We start from the raw sequence: 21,433 nt of genomic DNA on the forward strand, positions 1-21,433 counted from the left end.
CGACTGTGCTCAAGGTGACTTTAAGTTAATTAATCTTTTTTACAACAGCCTTTGGTGCTTCTTTCCTTGTACCATCAAAACCATCTACTCCACTTACGGTTGTATATTTTAATACATATTTCTTACCTGGATTGATAATTTGATATGCTGCTTGACACATTAGTGTAGCTTCATGGAAACCACATAAAATCAATTTTAATTTTCCTGGATAGGTATTCACATCACCAATAGCAAAAACCCCCGGAATATTGGTTTGATAGTCTAAGGCATTGTTAACTTTAATCGCATTTTTCTCAATTTCCAATCCCCAATTTGCAATTGGTCCAAGTTTAGGAGACAAACCAAATAGAGGTATAAAATGATCGCATTCAATATTAAATTCTTTGTCTTCTTCACCAGATTGCTTTACAGCAACCCCATTTACATGTCCATTACCAATAATTCCAATCACCTCAGCTGGTGTTACAAGACTAATTTTTCCTAGATTTTTTAATTCTTGAACTTTTTCAACAGAATCTAAATGACCTCTAAATTCATTTCTTCTATGGATTAAGGTTACTTCTTTTGCCACATCAGCTAAAAAAATACTCCAATCGAGAGCTGAATCTCCACCTCCAGCAATTACTACTTTTTTATCTCTATAGATTTCTGGGTCTTTAATGATATACTCTACTCCTTTATCTTCAAAATCTGCAATATTTGGAATTAAAGGCTTACGTGGTTCAAAACTTCCTAAACCACCTGCAATTGCTACTACTGGCGCTTGGTGTTTTGTTCCTTTATTTGTGGTTACAATAAACGTACCATCTTCTTGTCTTTCTATAGTTTCAGCGCGTTCTCCTAAAGTAAATCCTGGCTCAAACTGTTTACATTGTTCTAGCAACTTATCTGTTAAATCTCCTGCAAGAATTTCAGGATAAGCAGGAATATCGTAGATAGGTTTTTTAGGATATATTTCTGAACACTGACCGCCAGGTTGAGGTAACGCATCAATTAAGTGACATTTTAGTTTTAGTAATCCAGCCTCAAAAACGGTAAATAATCCTGTAGGTCCAGCTCCAATAATAAGTATATCAGTAGAAATCATTAAAAAATCAAATTTATTAAGCGCAAAAATAAAAATTATAAGTGTGGTAAAATGTGATAAAAGTCACATTCTTAGGCTTCAATATTAATAACACTCTCTATTTGAGGTGCATACTTTTTTATAGTCATTTCTACTCCCGATTTAAGTGTCATCTGGTTGACGCTACAACTTGTACAAGCGCCTTCTAACTGCACTTTTACAAATCTATCATCTTCTATGGATAAGAGTGAAATATCGCCTCCATCACTTTGCAAAAACGGACGAATTTCATCTAACGCTTTTTCAATATTTAACCTAAGTTCTTCTGTAGTCATAACTTACTTATTTACTGCTGAGCATCCAGCCATTGTGGTTATTTGTATGGCTTCAGTTGGAGGCAAATCTGTATTTCTATTTACTACTTCTTGAACCACATTTCTAGTTAAATTTTCAAAAGCTTCCTCTATAGGAGTCGCTGTTTGTAATGCTGCTGGTCTTCCAATATCACCCGCTTCCCTTACACTTTGTACTAAAGGAATTTCACCTAAGAATGGCACTCCTAAATCTTCAGCTAAATTTTTAGCGCCTTCTTGTCCAAAAATATAATATTTATTGTCAGGCAACTCTTTTGGTGTAAAATAAGACATGTTTTCTACCATTCCCAATACTGGAACATTGATGTTTTCTTGCTGAAACATTGCCACACCTTTTTTAGCATCTGCCAATGCTACGTTTTGCGGTGTACTCACTACAACTGCTCCAGTAATTGGAAGCGATTGCATGATACTTAAATGAATATCACCAGTACCTGGAGGTAAGTCTATTAATAGAAAATCAAGCTCTCCCCAAGCCGCATCAAAAATCATTTGATTTAATGCTTTTGCAGCCATTGGTCCTCGCCAAATTACTGCTTGATTTGGTTGGGTAAAAAATCCGATAGATAAAATTTTAACTCCATAATTTTCAACAGGTTTCATCTTAGATTTTCCATCAATATTTACAGCTAAAGGTCGAGCATCAGCAACGTCAAACATAATTGGAATAGAAGGGCCATAAATATCTGCATCTAGAATTCCAACTTTGAATCCCATTTTAGACAAGGTCGCTGCCATATTTGAGGTAACTGTAGATTTTCCAACGCCACCCTTACCAGATGCAACAGCTACAATATTTTTAATTCCTGGTATTGGATTACCCTTTATTTGATTTACTGAGTCCGTTTTTGGAGCATCTACCTTAACATTCACTTTAACCTTTGCTTTTTCATACACTAAATCGTGAATGGTTTTCATTATGTCAACCTCAGTACGTTTTTTTGCTTGTAAACTTGGGTTTTTAATCGTGATATCTACAATAACTTCATCTGCAAATGTCATCACGTTTTTAACTGCGCCACTTTCAACCATGTTTTGTCCTTCACCAGGTACAGTAATTGATTCTAATGCTTTTAATATGTCTTGTTTGCTTAACTTCACTATTTCTTATTTAGATTAATTCTAAGATACAAATATACAGCGAAATGTTGAAAATGAGAAGTACTTATATTGAAATGATTTATAAGTGAATTATGATTTGTTATAAACCTATTTTTGTAATTATTTGTAAATATTAAAGAGATTAATAAATAACTACAACTCCTTTGAAGGGTCCCAATACACTTTATCCAAGTTTTGAATTTGATTGTCAACGACCTCAACGCCTTCGCTTTCCAAAAGCTGTTGCATAAGGTTTGTGCCATCAAAATGATGTTTTCCAGTTAATAGTCCTTTTCTATTAACAACACGATGTGCAGGTACATCTTTACCTCCTGAACCATTCATTGCATAACCAACCATTCGTGCACTTCTAGCTGCTCCTAAATAAGTAGCGATAGCTCCATAACTTGTAACTCTTCCATAAGGAATACGTTTTGCCACTTCATACACTTTATCAAAAAAATTAAGAGTTTCAGGTTTCATTAATTATATTTCTTTGATAATATTAATTAGTGTGAAAATAGCAATGATTCCAGTGATGGTACCAATAATATAATTCATACTCTTTTGGGAAGTCAATTTTTCATTTTTAATCTTATCGAAAAAGAAAATGTATATGTAAAGCATTACAAATGTCCCTGTTGCGGCTCCTGCTACGTAGGCTATAATACTATAAATTTCAAATGTTAACCAACCAAATGAGGCTAATGTTAAGGTCATGTATGCTTGGTAGGGAATTGGAAACACATTCAAAGCAGACAGAAGCATACCTTGAAAAAATCGTCGATGCTTGCTTCGTACATTTGCTTCAACATCTGGTTTGGGTTGTTTCCTGGCTAGTAATAAAAAATAGATGGTTATTAAAACGAATATGACAAAGGCTACTCGCTGAAGAATAGTAATCACCTCGGAATGATTGCTTAAATATTTCGCAAAAATAGCTGCAAGATACGTTTGTAAACATACAATAACACAAACACCGATAGAAAATAAAATGCCTCGATTAGCATCTTCTTTTAAACTGATTTTTGCAGCTGTCATATTAAGTAAGCCTGGAGGAATTACACCAACAAATGCAATAACTAAACCTAAAAAGAAGATAAAAGTAATGTCCAACGTTTACTTAATTTTGAACCTAATATACGTAATTGGTTTGTTTTGCTCTAAATATTGGCTTTCATAAAAGGTTTGAATACTTGTAACTTCCTCAGGACTACCTTCTTGTTTATACACATTATTGTTTGCATAAATCACTTCATGGCCTTCGCCATGTAATAATCCTAGCGTATAACCATGCATAAATTCGCTATCCGTTTTAAGGTTAACAATACCTTCTGGTTTTAAAATAGATTTATAGCGTTTTAAGAACTCTGAATTGGTCATTCTGTGTTTAGTACGCTTATATTTTATTTGAGGGTCTGGAAAAGTTATCCAAATTTCGTCTACTTCATTTTTTGCAAACACATATTCAACTAATTCAATTTGTGTACGAATAAATGCCACATTTTCAATTTGCTCTTCAATAGCTGTTTTGGCACCTCTCCAAAAACGAGCACCTTTAATATCAATACCGATAAAATTCTTATTAGGATATTTTTTTGCAAGTTCAACACTATATTCACCTTTTCCACAGCCTAATTCTAAAACTAATGGATTATCATTTTTAAAAAACTCTTGCCTCCAATTGCCTTTTAATTTATAATCGCCTTCAACCAAATCTGCTCTAGATGGCTGAAAAACATTTTTAAAGGTTTCGTTTTCTTTAAATCTTTTAAGCTTATTCTTACTTCCCACGTATTATTGATATTTTGGCAAAAATAATGAAATAAATGAGAGTGTTATTATAGTTATCTTTGACTTTCAATTATGAGCAAACGAATTTTAATAGCGCCTTTAAATTGGGGATTAGGTCATGCCACACGTTGCATACCAATTATTAATGCTTTACTAATTAATGGTTTTGTGCCAATAATTGCAAGTGATGGCAATGCTCTATCGCTCTTGAAAAAAGAGTTTCCTGAATTAGAATTCATAGAGTTACCTTCTTATAATATTGAATATTCAAAGAAAGGGAGTCGCTTAAAATTTAAATTACTAAAAGATGCTCCAAAGATATTGAGAGCCATTAAAAAAGAACATCATATCATTCAAGATTTGGTGGTAAAAAATAAGATTGTAGGTATTATCTCAGATAACCGATTCGGGGTGTATTCAAAAAAGATTCCTTCGGTTTACCTAACGCATCAATTGAATGTTTTAAGCGGAAATACCACATTGCTAAGCACCAAACTTCATCAAAAAACCATCAAAAAATTTGATGAGTGTTGGATTCCAGATTATAGAGGACATAATAATTTGAGTGGTGTATTAAGCCATTCCGAAAACAGTTTGATTACAATAAAACGCATTGGTGCTTTAAGTAGATTAAACAAAATAGATTTGCAACAAAAGTATGACCTTATGGTCTTATTGTCTGGTCCAGAGCCTCAGCGAACATTATTGGAAGAGAAGCTGCTTTTAGAGTTGAATGATTACAATGGAAAAGTAATTTTTATAAAAGGAGTTGTTGAATCCGAACAAAAAGTAACCACTCAAAACAATATTATTATTTATAACTACATGATATCAACTCAGCTAGAAACAGCTATCAATGAAAGTAAACTAGTATTGTCACGATCTGGCTATACAACTATTATGGATTTAGCTAAATTGGAGAAAAAAGCATTTTTTATTCCTACACCTGGACAGTTTGAACAAGAATATTTAGCTAAATATTTAGCAGAAAAACACATTACTCCTTTTAGTAATCAAAAAGACTTTACTATAGAAAAACTAAATGATGTGATACAATACCAGGGCTTTTCAGATATTGAAAACAAGACAAACTACAAAGAATTATTTGCTCTTTTCGAGCGTAAATGAGAATTCGCTTCCAATACCATATTCACTTTCTACATATAACTTTTCCTCATGTGCTTCAATAATATGTTTTACAATGGCGAGCCCTAATCCAGAACCTCCTTCTTTTCGCGAACCACTTTTATCAACTCTGTAAAAACGCTCAAACAATCTTGGTATATGTACTTTTTCGATGCCTTCACCATTATCGGTTACCCTTACAATTACCTTGTTTTTAATTAGGTTTTCAATACTTACTTCGGTAGTTCCATTTGTTTCGCCATACTTGATAGAATTCACTATTAAATTTGATAGTACTTGTTGTAAGCGTTCCCTATCTCCATTAACCATAATGGGATTGTTATAATCCATATCAAAAGTAAGCGCAATTTTCTTTTTTGCAGCTTTCATTTCCAACAGTTCGAAAACATTTTTGACAAGTTCTACAATATCAAATGATTCAATTTCTAATCTCAAATCACCAGCTTCAAACTTGGTAATCATGTCTAAATCTTTAATAATATATATTAAACGCTCAACACCTTTATCTGCTCTTTTTAAATACTTTTCTCTTAAGGTTTCATCGTCTGCTGCACCATCAATTAAAGTAGAAACATAGCCTTGTACCATAAATAATGGTGTTTTTAGTTCATGAGACACATTCCCTATAAATTCTTTTCGGTACTGTTCTCGTATTTTAAGTGCTTCAATTTCTATTTTTTTATTCTTGGCATATTTATCAATTTCTTGAGTAAGTGTAGCCATATCTGTAGTGATTTTGCTCCTGTCGAATGTACTAGACTCTAACAAGGTAAGATCATCATAAATCTTTTTAACCCTTTTGTATATAAATTGCTGAACTCGGTACTGAATAATTAAAAACGATACCAAAAAACATACAAAAGCAAAGGTTGCAATGGCCAAAATGTCAAGGGAATAAAATGCATATAAAAAAACACTCACTAAGAGTGTTAAAATTGCGGTAATAAATAATGAAGATTTAAACGCAAATTTATACGATCTTTTAAAAGTTTTTGCCATTAATTTACAAACTTATACCCAACTCCTTTTACAGTTTTAAATGTATTGTCCCCAATTTTTTCTCTAAGCTTTCTAATGTGTACATCTATGGTTCTTCCACCAACAACAACTTCATTTCCCCAAACTTTATCTAATATTTCGTCCCTTTTAAACACCTTTCCAGGCTTAGAGGTCAATAAAGATAGTAATTCAAATTCTTTTCGTGGTAATGCAATCTCTTTGCCTTTTAACAAAATTTTATAGGCCTCTCTGTCAATAGTCAAATCACCAATTTTTAAAACATTCTCCTGTTTGTCTTCTTCCTTGTAACGACGTAATAAAGCTTTAACCTTACTAACTAATACTTTAGGCTTAATAGGTTTTGTAATATAATCGTCGGCTCCTGCATCAAATCCTGCTACTTGTGAATAATCTTCACCTCTTGCGGTTAAAAAAGTAATGATTACATCTTTAAGGTTTGGAATGGCTCTAATTTGCTCACAGGCTTCAATACCATCCATCTCAGGCATCATTACATCTAAAATAATAAGCTGTGGTTTTTCTTTCTTTGCTTTTTTTACAGCTTCTATTCCATTCTCAGCTTTAATAACCTTGTATCCTTCAGATGATAGATTATAGCCAACAATTTCTAAAATATCTGGTTCATCATCAACAAGAAGTATTTTAATGCTTTTTTTGTCCATTAATTATTGTATCGTAATTAGATGACACAAAGATAAAATTAAACAAAAAGAATAAGACCAAAACGCCGTTTAATAACATTTTGGTAATGTAGCAATGACATTATTTTAACTTTTCGATAAAAAGCAGGTTTTTTTAACACCTCTTTGGTATAACCTTTGCAACTGTTTTAGTAGTTTTACAAGGAATGATTAATAGCTGAACCCAATTTTATGAAAAAAAACTACATTTTTAAACTTTTATTTTTAATGATGCTATTTGCATCTGTGTTTACTTATGCGCAATCTAATGATGATATTGCTGCTAAGAACACCATCGAAAATATTGAGGGTTTAACCATTTTCCCTAACCCAGTTAATAATGGAAAAGTATATATAAGTACTAAGTATAACCTTGCCAAAAACATTGAAATTTTTGATGTTTTAGGAAAAAAAGTAGTTTCACAAGTACTTTATGGTAAAGAACTTAAAATACAAGACCTAAATCCAGGTGTGTATATTTTAAAAATTAAGGAAGGAAAACTCTCTGCTACACGTAAGTTGGTGGTAAGATAACTTCATAGAACGTTATATTTATGTAAAAAGCAGCCTTTTTAGGGTTGCTTTTTTGCGTTTAAACGTAAAATTCTTAGTATATTAGGTGTCTTAATTAATTAAATCCTCGTTTTATGAAAAAACTTTACTTTTTATTTAGTGCCCTTTTTATAACTTCTTTGTCTTTTGGACAATTACTCCTTAATGAAAATTTTGACTATGGAGCTTCAGCTGGAGATTTAACGACTGTGAGTGGTGGCAATTGGGCTAATCACTCTGGAAGTGGAAGTGTTTTGTATACTACTACTAGTTTATCTATGACTGGTTATCCTTCTACAGGAGTAGGAGGCTCTGCTACAATTTCATCTTCTTCAGGTGAAGATATTAATAGAACCTTCGCAGCTCAATCTACTGGAACAGTTTACTTTGGTGGTCTTATAAACATTAGCGCTATTTCTTCTGGATCTTATTTTTTCCATTTAAAAGATGCTGCCTTTAATTTTAGAGCTCGTATTGGAGCAAAAGATGATGGTTCAGGAGGTGTATTATTTGGAATTGGAGCTTCTTCGAGTACATTAACATATGGAACTACTTCTTTTAGTACAAATACCACATACTTAGTTATTGGTACTTATAATATTGGTACTGGAGAATCAAAACTATACATTTCTACGACAGTTCCCGCAACTGAACCTGGATCTCCAGAAGCATCCAATACTGGAACTTCTGGAACTACTATTAGTGCAGTAGCACTTAGACAAGCTTCTGGAGTCCCTAATGCCACTATAGATGGTGTACGTATTGGAACTTCATGGAATGATATTGTAACTGTATCTTCAAGTCCTCTTATCGAAGTTAGTGCTGCTGTAAATGATTTAGATTATGAATTTGATTCAGGTCCTTCAGCTGAAGGTTCTTTTACTGTACAAGGAAGTAATCTTACAAATGATATAACTGTTACTGCTCCCACAGATTTTGAGATTTCTGAAACATCTGGAGGCACTTTTGGAGCTTCAGTAACATTAATGGAAAGTGGAGGTAGTGTTAGCTCTACAACTATTTATGCACGTCTTAAATCTGGTTTAGCAATTAACACATATTCAGGTGATGTAACAGCTTCTTCAACTGGTGCTACTTCACAAACTGTTGCTTTATCAGGAAGTGTTTATGCAACTCTAACAAATTCTTTAGTTATCGCTGGAGTTTTTGATAGTGATTTAAGTCATGCTCCTAGAGGTATTGAAATATATGTGTTAGAAGATGTTGCTGATTTAAGTGTTTTTGGCTTAGGTTCTGCTAACAATGGCAATGGTGGCGGAGATCAAGAATTTACTTTTCCAGCTAGTGCTGCCTCTATTGGTGATAGAATTTTTATAGCGTCTGAATCTACTCACTTTACTTCTTTCTTTGGCTTTGCGCCAGATCACACGAGTGGTGTAGCTCAAATAAACGGTGATGATGCAATAGAATTATTTGAAAATGGGCAGATAATAGATACTTTTGGAGATGTCGATACTGATGGGTCTGGTCAAGCTTGGGAATATACAGATGGATGGGCGTACAGAAATAGTACTACAGGTCCTGATGGTACTACTTTTACTATTGGCAACTGGACATTTAGTGGTCCTGATGCTTTAGATGGTGAAACTACTAATGCTGGAGCTACTACACCTTATCCTAACAGCACTTATAACTTATCAACAAGAAACAACTCTATCGAAGGATTCAATTTATACCCTAACCCAACATCTGATGCGTTTGTAAACATTTCTAGTGATAATCGTGCATCTATAAAAGTAAGTGTATTTGATATTCTTGGTAAGCAAGTAATACGAAGAGAAGTTACGAATAACCGTTTAAACGTGTCTAATTTAAACCCAGGTGTGTATATTTTAAGAGCAGAACAAAACAATGCTTTTACAACAAGAAAACTAATAATTAACTAATCGTAATTAAATAGAATTAAAAAAGCGTTGCCAATGGTAACGCTTTTTTATTTTATATACTTTTGTTCTCGATATATCCAGACGTATGCGTCTGGACTCTCGAACTGATAATTTTGTATGATAGATAAAGAAGCTGTTTTTAATATTAAATCAAAACTGCAATTTGAACAATTGGCTCTTCAAGTTTTCAAGCATCAGTTTAAAAATAATAGGGTGTACCGTTCGTTTTGTGATTTATTATATATGCATCCTAGTGATGTAAAAACCATTAAGAATATTCCTTTTCTTCCTATTCAGTTTTTTAAATCGCATACAGTTATTAGCTCAAAAGAAAAAGCTCAAGAAACATTTACAAGCAGTGGCACTACAGGACAAACAACGAGTAAACATTTTGTAACTGACATCTCATTATACGAACAGAGTTTTAGAAACGGATTTAAACACTTTTATGGTAACATTGAAGATTATGTAGTGTTAGCCTTATTACCATCTTATTTAGAGCGTGATGGCTCCTCATTAATCTATATGGTTAATGATATGATTAGCAACTCCAAACAGCCTGAAAGTGGCTTTTATTTGGATGATTTAGATTCTTTAAAAAACATATTGATCGACTTAGAGTCTCAAAATAAAAAAACAATACTCATAGGCGTATCTTTTGCGTTGTTGGATTTTGTAGAGAGGTATAAATTGAAGCTCAAAAACACCATTGTTATGGAAACCGGTGGTATGAAAGGCAAACGAAAAGAACTTATTAGAACTGAATTACATGAGATTTTAAAACAAGGCTTTGGAGTAAACACCATACATAGCGAATATGGTATGACCGAATTACTATCTCAAGCATATTCCAAAGACAACAGTCTCTTTAAAACACCTCCTTGGATGCAAGTTCTAACTCGTGATACTGAGGATGCTTTAACAATTCAGTCACACGGAAAAACTGGTGGTATTAACATCATCGATTTAGCAAATATGAACTCTTGTGCTTTTATCGCCACTCAAGACTTAGGTAAAGTTTATAAAGATGGTAGTTTTGAAGTTTTAGGACGCTTTGACAACTCCGATATTAGAGGCTGTAATCTTATGGTAATTTAATTTCGAAATTATTTCTCTAAAGACTGTAAGGTGCAATTAATAAGTACGACTACAACAAGGTAGTCAAGTAAAATTGCTGCGAAAAAGAAAAATTAGGTTGGTTAGTTTTTCGAAGTCTGGTTGTAAAACAACCAGACTTCTTCTTTTATATAACTTTAAGAATATACGTATTTCGCTTTCCTTTGTTTAAAATCACATACGTATCGTTAATTAAATCTTCTCTAGTGATTTTATAATCTTCGGTTACTTTTTCTTTATTAACTGATACCGAGTTTTCTTTTAAAGCACGTCTTGCTTCTCCATTGGATGCCAAAAAGTTTGTTTTAGCGGCTAATGCACCAATCATGTCTAATCCTTCTTCAATATCAGACTTTGTGATTTCTGCTTGAGGCACACCTTCAAACACATCTAAAAACGTAGCTTCATCTAAGGTTTTAATATCTTCTTTAAAACTCTTGCTGAATAAAATGTTTGATGCTTTTTCGGCATTTTCAAAATCCTCATCTGAGTGTACCATAGACGTGATTTCTTTGGCTAAACACTTTTGCAACACTCGTAAATGTGGTGCTTCTTGATGTTCTTTTACTAAAGCATCAATGTCTTCTTTAGTTAAAAACGTGAATATTTTAATGTATTTAACAGCGTCTTCGTCGCTAGAGTTTAACCAATATTGGTAGAATTTATATGGCGATGTTCTTTTGGCATCTAACCATACATTTCCGCCTTCGGATTTTCCGAACTTTGAACCGTCGGATTTTGTGATTAATGGACAGGTAATCGCATAACCTTTTCCGCTGCCTATTCTTCTAATTAACTCAGTTCCAGTAGTGATATTTCCCCATTGATCACTTCCTCCCATTTGTATAGTACAACTGTTTGCTCTATATAAATGCAAAAAATCATAGCCTTGAACTAATTGATAGGTGAACTCTGTAAAGCTCATTCCTTCGGAAGCTTCAGAAGAAATTCTATTTTTTACAGAATCTTTACTCATCATATAATTTACAGTAATGTGCTTCCCAACATCACGAATGAAATCTAGAAAAGAGAATTCTTTCATCCAATCGTAATTATTCACTAGAACTGCGGCATTTGCTTCATCACTTTCAAAATCCAAAAAGTGTGCTAACTGATTTTTAATAGCGTCTTGATTATGACGCAATGTTTTTTCATCTAATAAATTACGTTCACTCGACTTTCCCGAAGGATCACCAATCATTCCAGTCGCACCACCAACTAAAGCCACTGGTTTGTGTCCACAGCGCTGATAATGTGCCAAAAGCATTATTGGTACTAAGTTTCCAATGTGCAAAGAATCGGCCGTTGGATCAAAACCAACATAAGCACTACGCATGCTTTCCATTAAATGCTCTTCAACTCCAGGCATGGTGTCGTGTACCATTCCTCTCCATGCTAATTCTTCAATAAAATTCTTTGCCATTTGATTTAAAAATTTGAACAAAGATAATTTTTTACATAATGATGAGAAAAGAAAAAACACTAATTTAGTTGTATGATATTAGTTACAGGCGGAACAGGTTTAGTTGGCAGTCATTTACTCTACAATTTAATTGAACGTGGAGAAAAAGTAAAAGCTATTTACCGAACAAAAGAAAAAATTAAAGCTGTTAAACGCGTTTTTTCTTATTATTCATCAAATTATGAAACCCTTTTTTCAAAAATTGAGTGGATTGAAGCTACTTTGAATGATATTCCTAGTTTAGAAGTTGCTTTTAAAAATGTGACACTGGTCTACCATTGTGCTGCCTTTATTTCGTTTGACACAAAAGACTACCAAGCCTTGAGACGTATTAATATTGAAGGAACGGCAAACATTGTTAACCTTGGTGTTTCAAATAATATTAAGAAGCTTTGCTACGTAAGTTCTATTGCTACTATTGGCAAGGAAGTGAATAACCAGCTAATTACAGAAGAAACCCATTGGAATCCTGAAGAAGACCAAGGCGTTTACTCTATAACTAAATATGGTGCTGAAATGGAAGTATGGCGTGGCACCCAAGAAGGTTTAGATACCGTCGTTGTAAATCCTGGTGTTATAATTGGTCCTGGATTTTGGAGAGGTGGTGGCAGTGGTAGTTTGATAAAAATGGTTTACAAAGGAATGTCCAGATACACAAAAGGTGTTGTTGGTTATGTAGATGTAAATGATGTTGTTAAACCTATGATTCTATTAATGGAAAAGGACATTTTTAATGAGCGTTTTATACTCATATCTGAAAATTTATCGTATCAAGATTTTTTTACAAAAACAGCTGTTCACTTAAATGTACAGACACCTAAAAAATTAGCTTCAAAAACGCTATTAAGTTTGGCTTGGAGGCTAGATTGGATGCGAAGTTTTTTATTAAACAAAAGACGAAGGCTAATGAAACAGACTACAAAAACAATTACAACAAAAGCATATTACAGTAATAAAAAAATAAAAGATGCAACTGACTATAAATTTAAGCCTATTGACGAGTCTCTAGCTGAGACGTGTCAATTTTTCTTGAAGGAATTATAGTTCCTTTAACTCCTCTTTCTTCTTTATTAATCTTATTTAGCGAATCTCTTTGATCGCGCATTTTTTTTCTTTCCTCGGCCTCTATATTGTTAAGGGAATCCAAATGCTTTTTTTCTTTAGTCAAGCGTTCTTTAACACTATTAAAAATGGCCTCATAAGTATCTAGGTCATAGGTATAATATTCATTGCTTAAAACAAATTGTAAACTATCGATTCCATATTTGTCAAAAACAAAATCTTGAGGCATAATACCGTTATTTTCAAGCAACTCACTATTAACTCCTTTTGAAGCGGTTAAAATTGCCATATCATACAATATGTTTACCATATCCTGTTTTTTAATCAAGTTTTTTGGCTTCTTTGGTTTTTCAATGCGATTGGAATTACATCCAAACCCAACCAAAACACATAGTATCGTGAGAATTTTAATATACTTCATTATCTACTAAAAGTTAATTGTTTTGCAGCATTCACTTCATAAAAATTTGAGTTTTCATATACTAGCTGTCCATTTACTAGTGTATGTGTCACTCTCGATTTAAAAGTAGTACCTTCAAAAGGTGACCATTTACATTTATACAAAACATTGTCTTTACTAACTGTCCATGGATTATTGTCATCAACAATTACAATATCGGCAAAATAGCCTTCTTTAATATAGCCTCTTTTTTCAACTTGAAATAATATTGCTGGGTTATGACACATTTTTTCTACCAATTTCTCAACAGATATTTTTCCTTTATGATATGCTTCAAACATAGCCACAAGCGCATGTTGTACCAACGGACCTCCAGAAGGTGCTTTAGCATAAACGTTATTTTTTTCTTCTAAAGTATGTGGTGCATGGTCGGTTGCAATTACATCCAGCCTATCATCCAATAACGCTTCCCACAATTGAGAACGATCTGCTTCTGTCTTTACGGCTGGATTCCACTTTATATGTGTTCCTTTTTCTTCATAATCTTTATCTGAAAACCATAAATGATGTATACAAACCTCGGCCGTTATTTTTTTGTCTTTTAATGGAATTTTATTCGTAAACAGATTAGTTTCTTTTCCAGTAGATAAATGAAAAACGTGTAGTCTTGCTCCAGTTTTCTTAGCAAGTTCAATCGCTTTGGAAGATGACAAATAGCATGCTTCTTCGCTTCTAATGATTGGATGGTATTTTATTGGAATATCATCGCCATATTTATCAGTATATAGCTTAGTGTTTTTTCTAATAGTAGCTTCATCTTCACAATGCACACTAATTAATAAGTTAGTGCTTGAAAATATCTTTTCTAACACTTCTGGGTTATCTACTAACATATTTCCTGTAGATGAACCAAGAAATAATTTTAAACCTGCTACGTTCTTTGAGTCTACTTTTAAAATCTCATCTAAATTGTCATTGGTTCCACCAAACATGAACGAATAGTTCACGAACGATGTTTTTGAAGCAACCTCGAATTTATCTTCTAACTTATCAATAGTGGTTGTTTGAGGATTTGTATTTGGCATTTCTATAAACGAGGTAATTCCACCTGCTGCAGCTGCTCTAGACTCAGTTGCAATAGTTGCTTTATGAGTTAGTCCAGGTTCTCTAAAATGTACTTGGTCGTCAATAACCCCTGGAAGTACGTACTTGTTTTTGGCGTCAATAATTTGCGCTTCTGGGCTACTTATAGATTTTTCAATTTGAACTATAAGCTCATCTTCGATTAAAATATCTCCTTTGGTAATGCATCCTTCATTTACAATTCTAGCATTTTTAATAAGTACTTTTTTCTTGCTCATGTTATCTTTTTCTAAATAAACTTTTAAATTTCATGGAAATAACTCCGAATATTGCTTCAGAAATTATGCCACCACTTAATTTAGATTCACCTTTTGTTCTATCTGTAAAAATTACTGGGACTTCGGTGATTTTATATTTTTGCAAATACGCTTTAAATTTCATTTCAATTTGAAATGCATATCCTACAAATTTTACTTTATTTAAGTCGATACTCTCCAAAACGCCTCTTTTGTAACACACAAATCCAGCTGTGGTGTCATGAATTTTCATCCCTGTAATTATCCTAACATATTTTGATGCCAAATAAGACAACAACACTCTAGACATTGGCCAATTAACCACATTTACCCCTTTTACATAGCGTGAACCAATGGACATATCGGCGCCATCAACATGACATGCATTATACAATTTAGGAAGATCATTTGGGTTATGTGAGAAATCGGCATCCATTTCAAAAATATACTCATAACCTTTTTCCAAACACCATTTAAAACCATGAATATAGGCAGTTCCTAAACCAGATTTTTCTTTGCGAACTTCTAGAAAGAGTCTTTCTTTAAACTCTTCTTGCAGTTCCTTTACTTTTAATGCTGTTAAATCCGGAGAGTTATCGTCAACAACCAAAATATCAAATTGCTTTTCTAAAGAAAATGTTGCTCTTATAATAGCCTCAATATTCTCAATTTCATTAAAAGTTGGTATGATGACAATTGCGTCCTGCATTAAAAAACTAATTTTAGCAAAAGTAAGTTTTTTACAGCATTAATTTTATAGAAATATTCTTCATAATTTAGCAATCATGTTACGCGAAATAATCTCAAACGAGTGGTACGTTATTTTCTTTGTTTTATGCCTATCAATTTTGGCATTAGCTAAACGATCTTTTTCGACAAGGTTTAATGATTTTTTGTTACTAGTAGGAAAATCAAAGTATTTGAAAATATATGCTCGTGATCAAAAATTTATTGATCAATTTGATGCCTTATTGTTTATTAATTTAATGATTTCATTATCGTTATTTTGTTTTTTAGGCTATAGCACATTTATAGATAGTATTCCTTTTAATCTAGGTACTTTTCTAAAGATTCTGTTAGGTATCGGTTCTATAATCCTAATTAAAATTTTATTAGAGCGCCTTATAGGCAGCCTTTTTGGGATAGATACACTGATGGATTCATATCTTTTTCAAAAAACTAATTACAAGAATTATACTGGGTTATTGCTGCTCCCAATTAATATATTGTTAGTATTCACTATCCCTTTAAGTGTCAATGTATTTTATGTAATATTTGGATTAATATTTATTATAAACCTAATAGGCTTTATTACATCTATTAAAACACATCAAAAAACAATAATAAATAACATTTTCTATTTTATTTTGTATCTTTGCGCTCTTGAAATTGCACCTTATGTGATTTTATATAAGCTATTTATTAATAGTTAATTAGTGTAAAAGTTAAGTCGACCTATGAAAGTGAAAACAATTTTGGTTTCCCAACCAGAGCCTAAAGTAGAAAATTCTCCTTATTTCGATTTGCAAGAAAAGCAACGTGTAAAAATTGACTTTAGACCATTTATTCATGTTGAAGGTGTTTCTGCCAAAGAAATAAGATTACAAAAAGTAGATCTTAGCAGCTATACAGCAATTATTTTAACTAGTAGAAATGCTGTAGACCACTTTTTTAGAGTAGCCGATGAAATGCGTTTTAAAGTGCCAGATGCTATGAAATATTTTTGCCAATCGGAAGCTGTTGCTTTCTATTTACAGAAATATGTAGTGTATAGAAAAAGAAAAATTTATGTTGGAAAACGTAATTTCTCAGATCTAACGCCTTTAATCAAGAAGTATAAAGACGAGAAATTTTTACTTCCTACAACAGACAAACTAAAACCTTTAGTTCCAGAAACGCTAAATAATTTAGGTGTAGATTGGAAACAAGCCACTTTTTATAAAACTGTAATTAGTGATTTATCTGATTTGGCCAATGTATATTACGATGTGTTAGTGTTCTTTAGCCCTTCAGGTATAGATTCTTTATTTCATAATTTTCCGGATTTTCAACAAAAAGATACTCGAATTGCTGTATTTGGGAATACTACTATTAAAGCAGTAGAAAACAAAGGGTTGAGAGTAGATATTGCAGCTCCAACACCTGAAACGCCTTCAATGACAATGGCTTTAGAAAAATATATCCAAACGGTTAACAAAAAATAATTTTACTGTTTTTATTAATATAAAAAAAGCGTGATTCTTTCGAATCACGCTTTTTATTTAAATTTATTTGAGATATTGCTATCTTACTTTAGGTGCACCAGCCATAATTTCATCATTAGCATAATCTTCAAATTTCTTGAAATTCTCTTTAAAAGATTTTGCTAATTTATCTGCCATTTGGTAATAGCCTTCATCATTGTTCCAAGTCGATCTTGGGCTTAACACTTGGGAAGGTACATTAGGACATATTCTTGGTTGTTGTACTCCAAATATTGAATGTGTATGGTAATTTCCTTTATTTGCTTCTTCTAAACTTCCGTTCATTGCAGCAGTAATCATTGCTCGCGTGTACTTAAGTTTCATCCTTGTTCCAACACCATAAGGTCCTCCTGTCCAGCCAGTATTAACCAACCAAACATTTACACCAGCTTCCTGCATCTTTTTACTTAACATCTCAGCATACTTTGTTGGATGTAATGGCATAAAAGGCTCTCCAAAACATGCTGAAAATGATGGAACTGGTTCATCTATTCCTGCTTCTGTTCCAGCGACCTTTGCTGTATATCCAGAAATAAAGTGATAAGCAGCTTGTCCTGGTAATAACTTTGAAATAGGAGGTAATACACCAAAAGCATCAGCAGTTAAAAAGAAAATGTTTTTCGGATTTTTAGCATATGATGGCTGCTGAATATTATCTATATGATAAATTGGGTAACTCACACGAGTGTTTTGTGTAATGCTACTATCTTCATAATCCACTTCTCCATTATCTTTAAAAACAACATTCTCTAAAATTGCACCTGGCTTAATAGCTCTAAAAATGTCTGGTTCTTTTTCTTCCGTTAAGTCAATTACTTTGGCGTAACATCCACCTTCAAAATTAAAGATGCTATTTTCAGCAGTCCAACCATGTTCATCATCACCTATTAACTTTCTATTAGGGTCAGCAGATAAAGTGGTTTTTCCTGTACCAGAAAGGCCAAAGAAAATAGCTGTATCGCCATCTTTTCCAACATTAGCAGAACAATGCATTGGAAGTACGTTTTTATCTACTGGTAAAATCATGTTCAAAGCAGAGAAAATACCCTTTTTCATTTCGCCTGTGTAGGCCGAACCCCCAACTAGTGCAATTTTCTTTGTGAAATTTAAAATTGAAAAGTTGCCTTGCCTTAAACCATGATTTTCTGGTTCTGGACATTCATATCCTGGAGCACAAAGCACTAACCATTCTTCTTCAAAATTTTCAAGTTCTTCAGCGTCTGGTCTCAAGAACATATTATATATAAACATATTAGACCAAGGATATTCTGTAATGGTTCTAACATTCATTTTATATTTTGGGTCCGCGCATACGTAACCATCTCTTACATAAATTTCTTTCCCGCTTAAATAATTTTCAACTTCAGATTGTAGGAAGTCAAAATTCTCAGGCGAAATAGCCTTATTGGTTTTTCCCCACCATACACGATCTTTTGTATAATCATCTTCTACCAAAAAACGGTCTTGAGGAGAACGCCCAGTATATTTCCCTGTATTAATGGCTAATGTGCCATTGGCAGTTTCCTTTCCCATTCCTTTTTCTACAGTAATGGCTTGCAATTGTTTGGGAGTTAGTTGATAGTTTACTTTGGCATTTTTAATTCCGTATTGATCCAACGAAATCGATTTCGAAGTTTGGGTGTTATCCACCATAATTTTGTGTGTTGTTTAGAGTACAAAAATATAAATTTTTATAAAATCATGTTTTAAAAACTTGATATTATTCTTCCTTATTTTTAACAAAGCCTATAAGCATGACTATCCATGACAAAATAAGCAATAAACCGCCTATTGGAGTTATGAAAGCAATAGACTTAAAATCAAATGATGTTAATACATTTGTTGCCAAGCCATAAATAGATCCTGAAAATAATAGTACTCCTGCAATTACAAGATAAAGTATTACTTTTTTAACATTCATTCTTAAATATGATGTTTGCGCTACAAACAAAAGTAACAATGCATGATACATTTGGTATCTCACACCTGTTTGAAAAGTTTCGATAGCATCTTCTGTCACTTTATTTTCTAGACCGTGAGCTGCAAAAGCACCCAATATTACTGCCAACATTCCTAGGATACTTGCAGAGATTAGTATTTTTTTGTTCATATTATTTATTGGTTTTAAGTTTCAAAAACAATTTCATTTGTTACATTCGTGAAACATTTAATCACAAAACTACTCAACTAATTTCACTATGCGAAACATATTGGTTATAGGTTCAGGGAAATCTGCATCGTACTTAATAAAATATTTTTTAGATAAATCAGAGTCAGAAAATTTACATATTACTATTGGTGATATAAATATTGAAAACGCTAAAAAACTGATTAACAATCACCCTAATGCGAATGCCATAACTTTAGATGTTTTTGATAAAGGCTCTCGCCAAAAAGCAATTGAAAACGCCGATATTGTTGTATCTATGCTTCCCGCACGTTTTCATATTGAAGTTGCTAAAGATTGCATTACTTACGGAACAAACATGGTAACGGCTTCTTATGTAAGTCCTGAAATGCAAGCTTTGGACTCGGCTGCAAAATCAAAAGACCTTGTTTTTATGAACGAAATTGGTGTTGATCCAGGAATTGACCACATGAGTGCCATGCAAGTCATTGATGAAATTAGGGATAAAGGAGGTGAAATTATTCTGTTCGAATCTTTTACAGGTGGTTTGGTAGCTCCTGAGAGTGATAATAATCTTTGGAATTACAAATTTACCTGGAACCCAAGAAATGTCGTAGTTGCTGGACAAGGAGGTGCCGCCAAATTTTTACAGGAGGGCACTTACAAATACATTCCTTACCATCGTTTATTTAGGCGTACCGAGTTTTTGAATGTAGATGATTATGGTCGTTTTGAAGCTTATGCTAATCGTGATTCTTTAAAATACCAAAGCGCCTATGGACTCGATAGTGCAAAAACCTTGTATCGTGGTACTATGCGTCGTGTTGGGTTTAGTCGTGCGTGGCAAATGTTTGTGTTATTAGGAATGACTGATGATAGCTACACAATTGATGACAGCGAAAATATGAGTTATCGCGACTTTATAAATGCTTTTTTACCTTACAGTCCAACAGATTCTGTTGAGCTAAAATTTAGGCATCAATTAAAAATTGATCAAGATGATATAGTTTGGGAGAAGTTAGAAGAATTAGATGTATTTAATCCTAATAAAATGGTAGAACTTAAAAAAGCAACACCTGCTCAAATTCTACAAAAAATACTTATGGATAGTTGGACTCTAGATGAAGATGATAAAGACATGATTGTAATGTATCATAAGTTTGGATATGTGTTAAAAGGAGAAAAACACCAAATAGACTCTACTATGGTAGCTATTGGAGAAGACCAAACCTATACAGCCATGGCAAAAACTGTTGGGCTCCCTGTGGCTATTGCGACACTTGCCATTTTAAACGGTAAAATAACTACTCCAGGTGTGCAAATTCCTATTTCAAAAGAAGTATATGAACCTATTTTAAAGGAGCTTGAAACTTATGATATTGCCTTTACCGAAAAAGAAGTGCCCTATTTAGGATATAACCCTTTAACAACTTAGTCTTTCAGTTTGATCTACTTTTAGTACTTTTATATTGTATTATGAAAGCCATTTAATAAATGAAGTTTATAAATCAAAACTTACATATAGACGGTATCGATAAAAAGATACTTCGTGCATTAATGAGTGATGCTCGAACACCTATTTTAGAAATAGCAAGACAAGTTGGTATTTCTGGAGCAGCCATACATCAACGATTACGAAAACTTGAAAAATCTGGTTTATTGGCTGGATCGAAATTTGTGATAAACCCTAAAGTTTTGGGCTATACCACCATGGCATTTGTTGGCATATTTTTAGACAAAGCAATGAATAATCCAGACGCAGTAAGGCAACTTAAAAAGATCCCTGAAGTGTTAGAATGTCACTATACAACTGGCAATTGGAGTGTTTTAGTGAAAATTTTATGTAAAGACAATGAGCATTTAATGCACGTTTTGAATAAAGATATTCAAACTATTACAGGTGTGTCTAGAACCGAAACTTTTATCTCATTAGATCAACAAATAGATAGACAAATTAAAATATAATGTCACTTCGAGTAATTTTTTGTGTTTCAAAAAATTGT

At 33.0% G+C, this 21,433-nt stretch carries 23 protein-coding genes; 9 read left to right on the forward strand and 14 right to left on the reverse strand.

Annotated elements, in window-relative coordinates; genetic code table 11:
- Nucleotides 1-25 precede the first annotated feature (25 nt).
- The 6 genes from HB672_RS01385 to trmB form a co-directional block, all read right to left on the reverse strand.
- Nucleotides 26-1,087 (reverse strand): NAD(P)/FAD-dependent oxidoreductase, encoded by a 1,062-nt coding sequence (locus HB672_RS01385; protein ID WP_167606530.1) that lies wholly within the window; start codon nt 1,085-1,087, stop codon nt 26-28.
- Nucleotides 1,088-1,158: 71 nt separating this feature from the next.
- Complete coding sequence (locus HB672_RS01390) at nt 1,159-1,401, reverse strand: NifU family protein (RefSeq protein ID WP_167606533.1); 243 nt, start codon at nt 1,399-1,401, stop codon at nt 1,159-1,161.
- 3 nt (nt 1,402-1,404) lie between these two features.
- A complete protein-coding gene (locus HB672_RS01395; protein WP_167606536.1) occupies nt 1,405-2,541 on the reverse strand; it encodes an Mrp/NBP35 family ATP-binding protein in 1,137 nt (378 codons plus the stop codon).
- Nucleotides 2,542-2,694: 153 nt separating this feature from the next.
- Nucleotides 2,695-3,024, reverse strand: coding sequence for an MGMT family protein (locus HB672_RS01400; protein WP_167606539.1), 330 nt, complete (start codon nt 3,022-3,024; stop codon nt 2,695-2,697).
- 3 nt (nt 3,025-3,027) lie between these two features.
- Nucleotides 3,028-3,657: a LysE family transporter gene (locus HB672_RS01405; protein WP_167606542.1), complete on the reverse strand. Its 630-nt coding sequence runs from the start codon at nt 3,655-3,657 to the stop codon at nt 3,028-3,030.
- A gap of 3 nt (nt 3,658-3,660) precedes the next feature.
- Nucleotides 3,661-4,335 carry a tRNA (guanosine(46)-N7)-methyltransferase TrmB gene (gene trmB, locus HB672_RS01410; RefSeq protein WP_167606544.1) on the reverse strand — a complete coding sequence of 225 codons (675 nt, stop codon included), beginning with the start codon at nt 4,333-4,335 and terminating at the stop codon, nt 3,661-3,663.
- 72 nt (nt 4,336-4,407) lie between these two features.
- Between trmB and HB672_RS01415 the strand changes: the two genes are divergently transcribed.
- Nucleotides 4,408-5,463, forward strand: coding sequence for a glycosyltransferase (locus HB672_RS01415; RefSeq protein ID WP_167606547.1), 1,056 nt, complete (start codon nt 4,408-4,410; stop codon nt 5,461-5,463).
- On the opposite strand, the gene HB672_RS01420 is transcribed toward HB672_RS01415, so the two are convergent.
- A complete protein-coding gene (locus HB672_RS01420; RefSeq protein WP_167606550.1) occupies nt 5,437-6,480 on the reverse strand; it encodes an ATP-binding protein in 1,044 nt (347 codons plus the stop codon). The genes HB672_RS01415 and HB672_RS01420 overlap by 27 nt on opposite strands.
- On the reverse strand, nt 6,480-7,163 hold the full coding sequence (locus HB672_RS01425) for a response regulator transcription factor (RefSeq protein ID WP_167606553.1): 684 nt from the start codon (nt 7,161-7,163) through the stop codon (nt 6,480-6,482). Before HB672_RS01425 ends, HB672_RS01420 begins: the two co-directional genes overlap by 1 nt.
- A 210-nt stretch (nt 7,164-7,373) precedes the next feature.
- Here HB672_RS01425 and HB672_RS01430 point away from each other — a divergent pair, with 210 nt between their 5' ends.
- The 3 genes from HB672_RS01430 to HB672_RS01440 all read left to right on the forward strand — a co-directional run bounded on the left by HB672_RS01430 (nt 7,374) and on the right by HB672_RS01440 (nt 10,738).
- Nucleotides 7,374-7,715 (forward strand): T9SS type A sorting domain-containing protein, encoded by a 342-nt coding sequence (locus HB672_RS01430; RefSeq protein ID WP_167606556.1) that lies wholly within the window; start codon nt 7,374-7,376, stop codon nt 7,713-7,715.
- A gap of 113 nt (nt 7,716-7,828) precedes the next feature.
- Nucleotides 7,829-9,640, forward strand: a complete 1,812-nt coding sequence (locus tag HB672_RS01435) for a T9SS type A sorting domain-containing protein (RefSeq protein ID WP_167606559.1) — start codon at nt 7,829-7,831, stop codon at nt 9,638-9,640.
- Between the two features lie 117 nt (nt 9,641-9,757).
- Entirely contained in the window at nt 9,758-10,738 is a 981-nt protein-coding gene (locus HB672_RS01440) for an acyl transferase (protein ID WP_167606562.1), read from the forward strand.
- A gap of 145 nt (nt 10,739-10,883) precedes the next feature.
- On the opposite strand, the gene tyrS is transcribed toward HB672_RS01440, so the two are convergent.
- Nucleotides 10,884-12,179, reverse strand: coding sequence for a tyrosine--tRNA ligase (tyrS, locus tag HB672_RS01445; RefSeq protein WP_208864166.1), 1,296 nt, complete (start codon nt 12,177-12,179; stop codon nt 10,884-10,886).
- Nucleotides 12,180-12,251: 72 nt separating this feature from the next.
- Here tyrS and HB672_RS01450 point away from each other — a divergent pair, with 72 nt between their 5' ends.
- The gene (locus HB672_RS01450) at nt 12,252-13,262 is read left to right on the forward strand and encodes an NAD-dependent epimerase/dehydratase family protein (RefSeq protein ID WP_167606568.1); all 1,011 of its coding nucleotides are present in this window, start codon (nt 12,252-12,254) and stop codon (nt 13,260-13,262) included.
- Here HB672_RS01450 and HB672_RS01455 read toward each other — a convergent pair.
- Genes HB672_RS01455 through HB672_RS01465 form a run of 3 tightly spaced genes read right to left on the reverse strand, consistent with a single transcriptional unit; the run spans nt 13,210 to nt 15,768 of the window.
- A complete protein-coding gene (locus HB672_RS01455; protein ID WP_167606570.1) occupies nt 13,210-13,701 on the reverse strand; it encodes a DUF4296 domain-containing protein in 492 nt (163 codons plus the stop codon). The two genes, HB672_RS01450 and HB672_RS01455, sit on opposite strands and share 53 nt — an antisense overlap.
- Nucleotides 13,701-15,041: a dihydroorotase gene (locus HB672_RS01460; protein ID WP_167606573.1), complete on the reverse strand. Its 1,341-nt coding sequence runs from the start codon at nt 15,039-15,041 to the stop codon at nt 13,701-13,703. The genes HB672_RS01455 and HB672_RS01460 overlap by 1 nt, the downstream gene beginning before the upstream one ends.
- A 1-nt stretch (nt 15,042) precedes the next feature.
- Nucleotides 15,043-15,768, reverse strand: a complete 726-nt coding sequence (locus HB672_RS01465; protein ID WP_167606576.1) for a polyprenol monophosphomannose synthase — start codon at nt 15,766-15,768, stop codon at nt 15,043-15,045.
- A gap of 76 nt (nt 15,769-15,844) precedes the next feature.
- Here HB672_RS01465 and HB672_RS01470 point away from each other — a divergent pair, with 76 nt between their 5' ends.
- Together HB672_RS01470 and HB672_RS01475 are read left to right on the forward strand one after the other, a co-directional pair.
- A complete protein-coding gene (locus HB672_RS01470) occupies nt 15,845-16,492 on the forward strand; it encodes a DUF4271 domain-containing protein (protein WP_167606579.1) in 648 nt (215 codons plus the stop codon).
- A 24-nt stretch (nt 16,493-16,516) separates the two neighbouring features.
- A complete protein-coding gene (locus tag HB672_RS01475; protein WP_167606582.1) occupies nt 16,517-17,263 on the forward strand; it encodes a uroporphyrinogen-III synthase in 747 nt (248 codons plus the stop codon).
- A gap of 78 nt (nt 17,264-17,341) precedes the next feature.
- On the opposite strand, the gene pckA is transcribed toward HB672_RS01475, so the two are convergent.
- Complete coding sequence (gene pckA / locus HB672_RS01480; protein WP_167606585.1) at nt 17,342-18,955, reverse strand: phosphoenolpyruvate carboxykinase (ATP); 1,614 nt, start codon at nt 18,953-18,955, stop codon at nt 17,342-17,344.
- Between the two features lie 67 nt (nt 18,956-19,022).
- Nucleotides 19,023-19,412, reverse strand: a complete 390-nt coding sequence (locus HB672_RS01485; RefSeq protein WP_167606588.1) for a DUF423 domain-containing protein — start codon at nt 19,410-19,412, stop codon at nt 19,023-19,025.
- 88 nt (nt 19,413-19,500) lie between these two features.
- Here HB672_RS01485 and HB672_RS01490 point away from each other — a divergent pair, with 88 nt between their 5' ends.
- Both HB672_RS01490 and HB672_RS01495 read left to right on the forward strand, forming a co-directional pair.
- Nucleotides 19,501-20,865 (forward strand): saccharopine dehydrogenase C-terminal domain-containing protein, encoded by a 1,365-nt coding sequence (locus HB672_RS01490; protein ID WP_167606591.1) that lies wholly within the window; start codon nt 19,501-19,503, stop codon nt 20,863-20,865.
- Between the two features lie 59 nt (nt 20,866-20,924).
- A complete protein-coding gene (locus HB672_RS01495) occupies nt 20,925-21,395 on the forward strand; it encodes an Lrp/AsnC ligand binding domain-containing protein (protein ID WP_167606594.1) in 471 nt (156 codons plus the stop codon).
- Nucleotides 21,396-21,433 lie beyond the last annotated feature (38 nt).

This window comes from Gaetbulibacter sp. S0825 (assembly GCF_011777505.1).
Classification (GTDB): domain Bacteria; phylum Bacteroidota; class Bacteroidia; order Flavobacteriales; family Flavobacteriaceae; genus Pontimicrobium.

Bases quoted from the DNA above. Each gene is read 5' to 3' on its own strand.
- HB672_RS01385 (WP_167606530.1), bottom strand. From the start codon at position 1,087: ATGATTTCTACTGATATACTTATTATTGGAGCTGGACCTACAGGATTA.
- HB672_RS01390 (WP_167606533.1), bottom strand. From the start codon at position 1,401: ATGACTACAGAAGAACTTAGGTTAAATATTGAAAAAGCGTTAGATGAA.
- HB672_RS01400 (WP_167606539.1), bottom strand. From the start codon at position 3,024: ATGAAACCTGAAACTCTTAATTTTTTTGATAAAGTGTATGAAGTGGCA.
- HB672_RS01415 (WP_167606547.1), top strand. From the start codon at position 4,408: ATGAGCAAACGAATTTTAATAGCGCCTTTAAATTGGGGATTAGGTCAT.
- HB672_RS01420 (WP_167606550.1), bottom strand. From the start codon at position 6,480: ATGGCAAAAACTTTTAAAAGATCGTATAAATTTGCGTTTAAATCTTCA.
- HB672_RS01425 (WP_167606553.1), bottom strand. From the start codon at position 7,163: ATGGACAAAAAAAGCATTAAAATACTTCTTGTTGATGATGAACCAGAT.
- HB672_RS01430 (WP_167606556.1), top strand. From the start codon at position 7,374: ATGAAAAAAAACTACATTTTTAAACTTTTATTTTTAATGATGCTATTT.
- HB672_RS01435 (WP_167606559.1), top strand. From the start codon at position 7,829: ATGAAAAAACTTTACTTTTTATTTAGTGCCCTTTTTATAACTTCTTTG.
- HB672_RS01440 (WP_167606562.1), top strand. From the start codon at position 9,758: ATGATAGATAAAGAAGCTGTTTTTAATATTAAATCAAAACTGCAATTT.
- tyrS (WP_208864166.1), bottom strand. From the start codon at position 12,179: ATGGCAAAGAATTTTATTGAAGAATTAGCATGGAGAGGAATGGTACAC.
- HB672_RS01450 (WP_167606568.1), top strand. From the start codon at position 12,252: ATGATATTAGTTACAGGCGGAACAGGTTTAGTTGGCAGTCATTTACTC.
- HB672_RS01455 (WP_167606570.1), bottom strand. From the start codon at position 13,701: ATGAAGTATATTAAAATTCTCACGATACTATGTGTTTTGGTTGGGTTT.
- HB672_RS01460 (WP_167606573.1), bottom strand. From the start codon at position 15,041: ATGAGCAAGAAAAAAGTACTTATTAAAAATGCTAGAATTGTAAATGAA.
- HB672_RS01465 (WP_167606576.1), bottom strand. From the start codon at position 15,768: ATGCAGGACGCAATTGTCATCATACCAACTTTTAATGAAATTGAGAAT.
- HB672_RS01470 (WP_167606579.1), top strand. From the start codon at position 15,845: ATGTTACGCGAAATAATCTCAAACGAGTGGTACGTTATTTTCTTTGTT.
- HB672_RS01475 (WP_167606582.1), top strand. From the start codon at position 16,517: ATGAAAGTGAAAACAATTTTGGTTTCCCAACCAGAGCCTAAAGTAGAA.
- pckA (WP_167606585.1), bottom strand. From the start codon at position 18,955: ATGGTGGATAACACCCAAACTTCGAAATCGATTTCGTTGGATCAATAC.
- HB672_RS01485 (WP_167606588.1), bottom strand. From the start codon at position 19,412: ATGAACAAAAAAATACTAATCTCTGCAAGTATCCTAGGAATGTTGGCA.
- HB672_RS01490 (WP_167606591.1), top strand. From the start codon at position 19,501: ATGCGAAACATATTGGTTATAGGTTCAGGGAAATCTGCATCGTACTTA.
- HB672_RS01495 (WP_167606594.1), top strand. From the start codon at position 20,925: ATGAAGTTTATAAATCAAAACTTACATATAGACGGTATCGATAAAAAG.